Genomic DNA, 6901 nt, shown 5'->3' with positions numbered 1-6901 from the left:
CTTGCCTGTAAAAAACAAGATCAAAAGATCGCAGCGTGCCGCAGCTCCTACAGGGGATTTGTGGTGATCAGAAGATCTGGGTGAACAGCCAGTAGAGGCTGCCCGACAGCAGGATTGCCGCCGGCAAGGTCAGCACCCACGCCATCAGCAGATTGCGGATGGTCTTCATCTGCAAACCACCGCCATTGGCGACCATGGTCCCGGCCACGCCCGATGACAATACGTGGGTGGTCGACACCGGCAAACCGAACATGTCCGCCGCGCCGATGGTCAGCATCGCCACGGTTTCCGCCGAGGCGCCCTGGGCGTAGGTCAGGTGGGTCTTGCCGATCTTTTCGCCGACCGTCACCACAATGCGTTTCCAGCCAACCATGGTGCCGAGGCCCAGGGCGATGGCCACGGCGATCTTCACCCACAGCGGAATGAAGCGTGTGGCGTTGTCGATCTGCTGCTTGAACAGTTGCAGTTTGTCAGTGGTATCGGCGTCGAAGTTGCCGACCTTGTTCTTGTCCATCAGGCGAATGCTTTCGCTGGCCAGGTACATGTCGTTGCGCACGTTGCCCATGGCTTCGGCCGGGACTTTCGACAGCGAACCATAACCTTTGACCTCTTCGCCAATGTGCCCGGTGAGGGCGGCGAGGGCGGGGATCAGTTGTGGCGTGGCCTGCTTGCTGCGTACGTAATCCGACAGCACCGGGCGCGGATCGTCGGGTGCCGGTTGAGGCGCATTTTTCACCAGCGCTTGCTGGGTGACTTCAGCGACGGCAGCGAACTGCAACGCCTGATCGGCGGGCATGGTGCGGTTCAACGCGTAAGCCATGGGCAGGGTGCCGACCAGAATCAGCATGATCAGGCCCATGCCTTTCTGGCCGTCGTTGGAGCCGTGGGCGAAGGACACACCGGTGCAGGTGGCGATCAGCAAACCGCGAATCCACCACGGCGGCGGGGTATTGCCTTCCGGTGCCTTGTACAGCGCGCGGTTCTTCACGAACGCACGCAGCGCCAGCAGCAACAGCGCCGCACAACCGAAGCCCACCAGCGGCGACAGCAGCAGCGCATAACCGATCTTGGTCGCCTGCGCCCAGTCCACACCGCTGGTGCCGTCGCGCCCGTGCATCAAGGCATTGGCCACGCCGACGCCGATGATCGAGCCGATCAAGGTGTGTGACGACGAGGCCGGCAGGCCCAGCCACCAGGTGCCGAGGTTCCACAGGATCGCTGCGATCAGCAGGGCGAAGATCATCGCGAAACCGGCGGACGAACCGACCTGCAGAATCAGCTCCACCGGTAGCAGGGCGATGATGCCGAACGCCACCGCGCCGCTGGACAGCAGCACCCCGAGGAAGTTGAAGAACCCCGACCAGACCACCGCCACATTCGGCGGCAGCGAGTGGGTGTAGATCACCGTCGCGACCGCGTTGGCGGTGTCGTGGAAACCGTTGACGAACTCGAAACCCAGCGCAATCAGCAGCGCCACGCCGAGCAGCAGGAACGGGGTCCAGGTGGTGACGGTGGTGCCCAGTTCATGCATGTCGTGCATCAGGCTATAGGCGGTGAACAACATGCCCATCGCGAGCACCGCGAAAAAGATCACGTAGGTGAACGGGCCGGTTTTCTTGTCGAGAGCGGGCCTGCCGCTGGGGGCGGACGTCTGGCGGGCGGTCAGGGAGGGAGTAGCCATGAGCGGACAATCCTGAGCGAGGGAAGGAGTGTCGTTCATGATCGTTGCTAAATATTACAGAGAGACTGCGGCAGGTCAGTGTTTGGCGGATTAGCTCACCGCTGATCTGATAGCGAAAATCAAAAGATCGCAGCCTGCGGCAGCTCCTACAGGTTTACCGTGCCCTGTAGGAGCTGCCGCAGGCTGCGATCTTTTGATCTTAATAATCCCCACGCTTGCGAAACGCCCAGCGCCCGGCAATCACGGTAAACGTCGCCACCAGCGCCACCAGAATCCAGAAGCCCTCGGGATCCGTCGACAGCGGCACACCCCCCACGTTCATCCCGAAGAAACCGGCAATGATGTTGATCGGCAGCGCCAGCACCGTGACCACGGTCAGGGTGAACAGCGTGCGGTTGCTCTGTTCGTTGAGGTTGGCGGCGATTTCTTCCTGGAGCAGTTTGATCCGCTCGCCCAAGGCAGTGAGGTCGTTGATGATCAGCGCGAACTCCTCGGTGGATTTGCGCAGCTCCTTGACGTCCTCCTTCTGTAGCCACGGCGGCGGACGATTGAGCAGGCGCAGCAAGGAGCCCGGCTCCAGCGCCAACAGCCGTTGCAGGCGCACCAGCACCCGACGGTTGGCGCCGAGTTCGGCGCGGTTGGTCGACAGGCGCGAGGAGAGCAATTCGTCCTCGACCTGATCGACGCTCATGCTGGTCTTGCGCACGATCTGCGTCAGCACCTCACCCTGATCACGCAGCAGGTGCACCAGCAGCTCCGACGGTGAGCGAAAGCATTCGCCGGCCTTCACCGACGAGCGCAATTTGTCCACCGAGTGCAGCGGTTGCAGGCGTGCGCTGACGATGAGTTTGCTACGCACGCAGACCCACAGCGTCGAGACATCCGAGGAAACCATGCTGCTGAGGTTGAACACCACGTCGTTGACCACCGCCAGTAAGGCTGAATCGACGTGTTCGATGCGCGTCGAGCGCGAGCCTTCGTGCAGCGCCTCGAAAAACTCTTCGGGCAATTGCAGATGACTTTTCATCCAGCGCTCGCACGCGGCGTGGGCCAGGTTCAGGTGCAGCCAGAGGAACTCATCAGTGTCGCTGTCATCTTGCAGGCAACGCAGGGCGGTCGCCGAATCGACTTCGCGGCCACGTTCACCGGGACGAAAACGGAAGCCGTAAAGCAGACCGAACAAATCAGGATCGCGATGACTGAGGTCGAGGCTGTGGTTCATGGAGGCTCGCTGCGAGGAGGGGACGCCGGTCGCGGAATGGCAGGTTCACTGAGCCGCATCATCGCAACCGCACATGACGTTTGCGTGACTGCAAAATGACAGCGATCCGGTTCATCCACTGGTAACCCTGTGGGAGGGGCTTGCTCCCGAATGCGGATGATCATTGAGTGATGATGTGGATGACTCGCCGCTTTCGCGAGCAAGCCCGCTCCCACCTTGGGCCAGGGTCGATCACAGTCTTTTAATTCACCTACCAATGGTCGGATTTTCTTCAAGAAGCGCTCTGGTACGCCGATCACGCTTAGGTTACGTTGCGCGCGCTTGGCCCTCAGCCAAGGCGCGCCGACACGGATGTCCGGCAAAATTCCACGCCTTATCGGGCGTGCCTCATCCCTGTCCTTGAGTATCTTGCGATGCTGCAAAAATCCCTGAGAGCGCAAATTCTCGCCCTGCTGAGCGGCAGCCTGCTGGCGATGCTGTTGATCGCGCTGGCCTGCTTTCATTTCCTGTCCAACGGCGTGCAGAACTACAGCCAGTTGATCGCCGGCCCGTTGCACACCTCGCAGTTGATCGACGAGGCCAACCTGCAATTCAAGGTGCAGGTGCAGGAGTGGAAAAACGTCCTGCTGCGTGGCAAACAACCGGCGGACCTGGGCAAATACTGGAGCCAGTTCGAAGACCGTCAGCGCGATGTGCAGAACATCCTCGGTGAACTGGCCGGGCAGAAAGGCCTTGAGCCGGCGCTGAAAAGCCGCATCGAACGCCTGCGTGACGAACATCGTCAACTCGGTGCCGCGTACCAGAAGGGGCGCGATGCCTACGTGGCGGCCGGTGGTGATCCAACCGCTGGCGACAACGCCGTCAAAGGCGTGGATCGCGCCACCAGCGATCAGATGAGCGAACTGGTGGCCGAGCTGCGCAAGAAGGGTGACGCGCAATCGCTGCAGATCAGCGACAGTGCCAACAGCACCGTGTGGCTGGGAATTGTGGTGATGCTCGGTTCGGGTCTCTTGATCGGTTTGCTCAGCCTGTGGCTGGTCAACCGCAACCTGATCGATCCGATCCGCAAGCTGATCGACTACGTCACCCAGTTGAGCCGTGGCCGCCTCGCCGAACGTGTCGCCAACGACCGTCAGGACGAGTTGGGCAACCTGGCTGCCGCCGCCAATACCCTGCGTGATTTCCTCGCCGAAACCTTCACTCATCTGCAACGCAGCGCCAGTGATCTGGACAGCGCCAGCGGCGAACTGAATGCCATCGCCACGACCATGGCCGGCGGCACCAACGAGCAGTTCAACCGCACCGATCAGGTGGCCACGGCGATGAACGAGATGTCTGCCACCGCCCAGGAAGTCGCCCGTCATGCGGCGGATGCGGCGCGCGCTGCCGACGATGCCGACCAGTCCGCCCAGCAGGGTGAAAAGGTCATGCAGGGCACCATCCACACCATCACCAAGATGCGTGGCGAAATTGCCAACACCGCTGAAGTGATCCGTCGTCTGGAAAGCGACAGCGGCCGCATCGGCAAAGTGCTGGAAGTGATTCGCGGCATCGCCGAGCAGACCAACCTGCTGGCGCTCAACGCGGCGATTGAAGCGGCGCGGGCCGGTGAAGCCGGACGCGGTTTCGCGGTGGTCGCTGACGAGGTGCGCAATCTGGCGCAGCGTACGGCGGAGTCGATCATCGAGATCAACCAGATCATTCAGAACGTGCAGACCGGTGCCGTGGACGCCGCGCAAGCGATCGAAAGCGGTCAGGCGCGCAGCGATGAAAGCGTCGAGCAAGTGACCCAGGCCGGGGCGATGCTGGAGCGCATCACCCACGCGGTGGAAGCGATCCGCGACATGAACCGCCAGATCGCCACCGCCGCCGAGGAGCAGACCTCGGTGGCCGAAGACATCTCGCGCAACCTGACCGAGATCACCTCGATTGCCAGCACCAACCTCAACAGCGTGCAGCGCACCGAAAGCGCCAGCCAGAACCTGCATGGCCTGTCCGGGCAACTCAACGAAGTCACCGCGCGCCTGAGCGCCTGACGTCCGCCGACGTGTACCGGTTCGGTTACCGAGTCGGTACACAGTCAATCTCAAATCTCTGTGTGCGCCGCCGATGGCCGGTTATCTAAAACCGGCATTGGAGCCATCCCATGGTCAGCATCACCTCTGTTTCGATCAACCAGACCGTCAGCACCGCCACCAGCAAAACCAAAATCAGCGACGCCAGTGACGATACCTCGACCCCTGCAACCGCCAGTGCGGGCGTCAGCGCCGACACCAGCAAAGTGGCGGCCGGCGGTGGCGCGGCTCCGGCGGGCGACAGCAGTTCCAGCAGCAGCGATGAATCGGATTCGGTGAAAGAACTGCGCAAGCAGATCGCCGAACTGCAAAAGCAATTGCAGGAACAGCAGCAGGCACTGCAAGCGGCTCAGGCCAAGCAGGAGGACGCTGATGCCAAGGCTGCCGACGTGGCTTCCGCCGAGTCGCAAATCTCCAGCACCTCGGCTTCGTTGCAGACCGCGACGGCGGCGTTGTTGCAGGCGTTGCAGGAGTCCGGGTCGAGCAGCTCGGGGTCGTTGGTCAGCACTTCGGCTTAAGCACACGAAGTTTCCCTGTAGGAGTGAGCCTGCTCGCGATAGCGGTATGTCTGCCATATTCATGGTGACTGACACATCGCTATCGCGAGCAGGCTCACTCCTACAGAGAACTGTGGTGTGTCTCAGGTTGTGAGCAGGCTGAAGGTGAACAGCGTGCCGCTCTCGGCGGTGGACTCGACATGCAAACGTCCGCCGTGGGACTTGGCGATCTGGCTGGCGATGTACAGCCCCAGACCGAGCCCGGCCTGGGGCGTGCTGCCGATCGGGCGGGAGTAGGGCTGGAACAGGTGCGGCAGGATCGCCTCGTCAATATGCCCCTGATTTTTCACCGCCAGCATCAACGCACCGTGTTCGACCTGGGCGATCACTTCGATATTCCCTTCCGGGTCGCCATGGGTCACGGCATTGGCCAGCAGGTTCGACAGCAACTGGGCAATCCGGCCACGGTCGCAGGGCACGCCCTGCAAGTCGCCGATGCAGGCGTGAATGGTGCGCTGCGGATGCACATTGCGGATTTCCGTCACCACCTGTTGCACCGCCTCGGTCAAGTCGGCGCAGGGCTGGATCGCGACCGGAATACCATTGCCCAAGCGCCCGCGAGCAAAATCGAGTACGTCGTCCACCAGTCGTGTCGCCCGTTGCGCACTGCCAAGGATATTGCGCACCCGCACCTCGATGGCCGGATCCGGGTGTTTGCGCAGGAGCATTTCGGCGCCGGCGCTGATGGCGAACAACGGGTTGCGCAAATCGTGGCCGAGCACGGCGATGAACTGCTCGCGCAGCTCGGCGGTTTCGCGTTCCTGCAACAACGCGGTTTCGGTGAGCTGCGCGTTTTCCTCGGCTTCGATCTGCAACGCGAGCATCCGCGCGAACGATTCCATGGTGCTCTGGATGCTGCTGGATTTCAGTTGCGCCGGGACTGGATCGAGGGCGCAGATGGTGCCGAAAAAACGCCCGTCGGTACGGAATACCGGCACCGAAATGTAGCTTTCGAAGTGATACATCCGCGGCGTGTGATGCTCGCAATAGAGCGGGTCTTCGCTGGCCTTGTCGATCACCACCGAGACATGCGACTGGCGGATTTCGTGGCACAGGGTGGTCACCAGATCCAGTTCGTCGCCAACCTGCAGGCCGAACTCCAGTTGATCGAGCACCGCGCAGGTGGTCCACGAATCCTCGGTGACCCGCGCCACGGCGGCAAATCGCATACCGGTCAACTCGCGAATCACCTGAAGGATCGCCGGAACCGCGCTGATCCGACCTATCGTCGCGATGTCTGCCGCTGCTGCTTGCCCCATGCCCATCGCTCTCGTCTGCCGTTATGTGTGTTCAGTCCCCGGCCATACTAGCGGGCTGCCCGCTGCTTGGCGCGCATTGATTGCGCCGTTCCTGCAATTGGCCTGAC

At 61.8% G+C, this 6901-nt stretch carries 5 protein-coding genes and 1 pseudogene; 3 read left to right on the top strand and 3 right to left on the bottom strand.

The window, feature by feature from the left end; all coding sequences use genetic code 11:
- Positions 1-67: 67 nt before the first annotated feature.
- Both DBR18_RS19470 and DBR18_RS19465 read right to left on the bottom strand, forming a co-directional pair.
- Entirely contained in the window at positions 68-1681 is a 1614-nt protein-coding gene (locus DBR18_RS19470; RefSeq protein ID WP_108591521.1) for an inorganic phosphate transporter, read from the bottom strand.
- Between the two features lie 199 nt (positions 1682-1880).
- The gene (locus DBR18_RS19465) at positions 1881-2903 is read right to left on the bottom strand and encodes a transporter (protein WP_108591520.1); all 1023 of its coding nucleotides are present in this window, start codon (positions 2901-2903) and stop codon (positions 1881-1883) included.
- A gap of 413 nt (positions 2904-3316) precedes the next feature.
- On the opposite strand from DBR18_RS19465, the pseudogene DBR18_RS30355 reads away from it, so the two are divergent.
- The 3 genes and pseudogenes from DBR18_RS30355 to DBR18_RS19455 form a co-directional block, all read left to right on the top strand.
- Positions 3317-4006: pseudogene (locus tag DBR18_RS30355) on the top strand (methyl-accepting chemotaxis protein); the annotation flags it as partial.
- A gap of 165 nt (positions 4007-4171) precedes the next feature.
- Positions 4172-4939 (top strand): methyl-accepting chemotaxis protein, encoded by a 768-nt coding sequence (locus DBR18_RS30350; protein ID WP_371921119.1) that lies wholly within the window; start codon positions 4172-4174, stop codon positions 4937-4939.
- Between the two features lie 110 nt (positions 4940-5049).
- Positions 5050-5496 (top strand): hypothetical protein, encoded by a 447-nt coding sequence (locus DBR18_RS19455; protein WP_108591518.1) that lies wholly within the window; start codon positions 5050-5052, stop codon positions 5494-5496.
- 122 nt (positions 5497-5618) lie between these two features.
- Here DBR18_RS19455 and DBR18_RS19450 read toward each other — a convergent pair whose 3' ends face one another.
- Entirely contained in the window at positions 5619-6794 is a 1176-nt protein-coding gene (locus DBR18_RS19450) for a GAF domain-containing sensor histidine kinase (protein ID WP_108591530.1), read from the bottom strand.
- Positions 6795-6901: the final 107 nt, after the last annotated feature.

It is taken from the genome of Pseudomonas sp. HMWF021 (assembly GCF_003061005.1).
Lineage (GTDB): Bacteria > Pseudomonadota > Gammaproteobacteria > Pseudomonadales > Pseudomonadaceae > Aquipseudomonas.
This window is presented reverse-complemented; position numbering and strand designations above follow the sequence as displayed.

Coding starts and splice junctions, on each gene's coding strand:
- DBR18_RS19455 (WP_108591518.1), top strand. CDS start 5,050: ATGGTCAGCATCACCTCTGTTTCGATCAACCAGACCGTCAGCACCGCC.
- DBR18_RS30350 (WP_371921119.1), top strand. CDS start 4,172: ATGGCCGGCGGCACCAACGAGCAGTTCAACCGCACCGATCAGGTGGCC.
- DBR18_RS19465 (WP_108591520.1), bottom strand. CDS start 2,903: ATGAACCACAGCCTCGACCTCAGTCATCGCGATCCTGATTTGTTCGGT.
- DBR18_RS19450 (WP_108591530.1), bottom strand. CDS start 6,794: ATGGGGCAAGCAGCAGCGGCAGACATCGCGACGATAGGTCGGATCAGC.
- DBR18_RS19470 (WP_108591521.1), bottom strand. CDS start 1,681: ATGGCTACTCCCTCCCTGACCGCCCGCCAGACGTCCGCCCCCAGCGGC.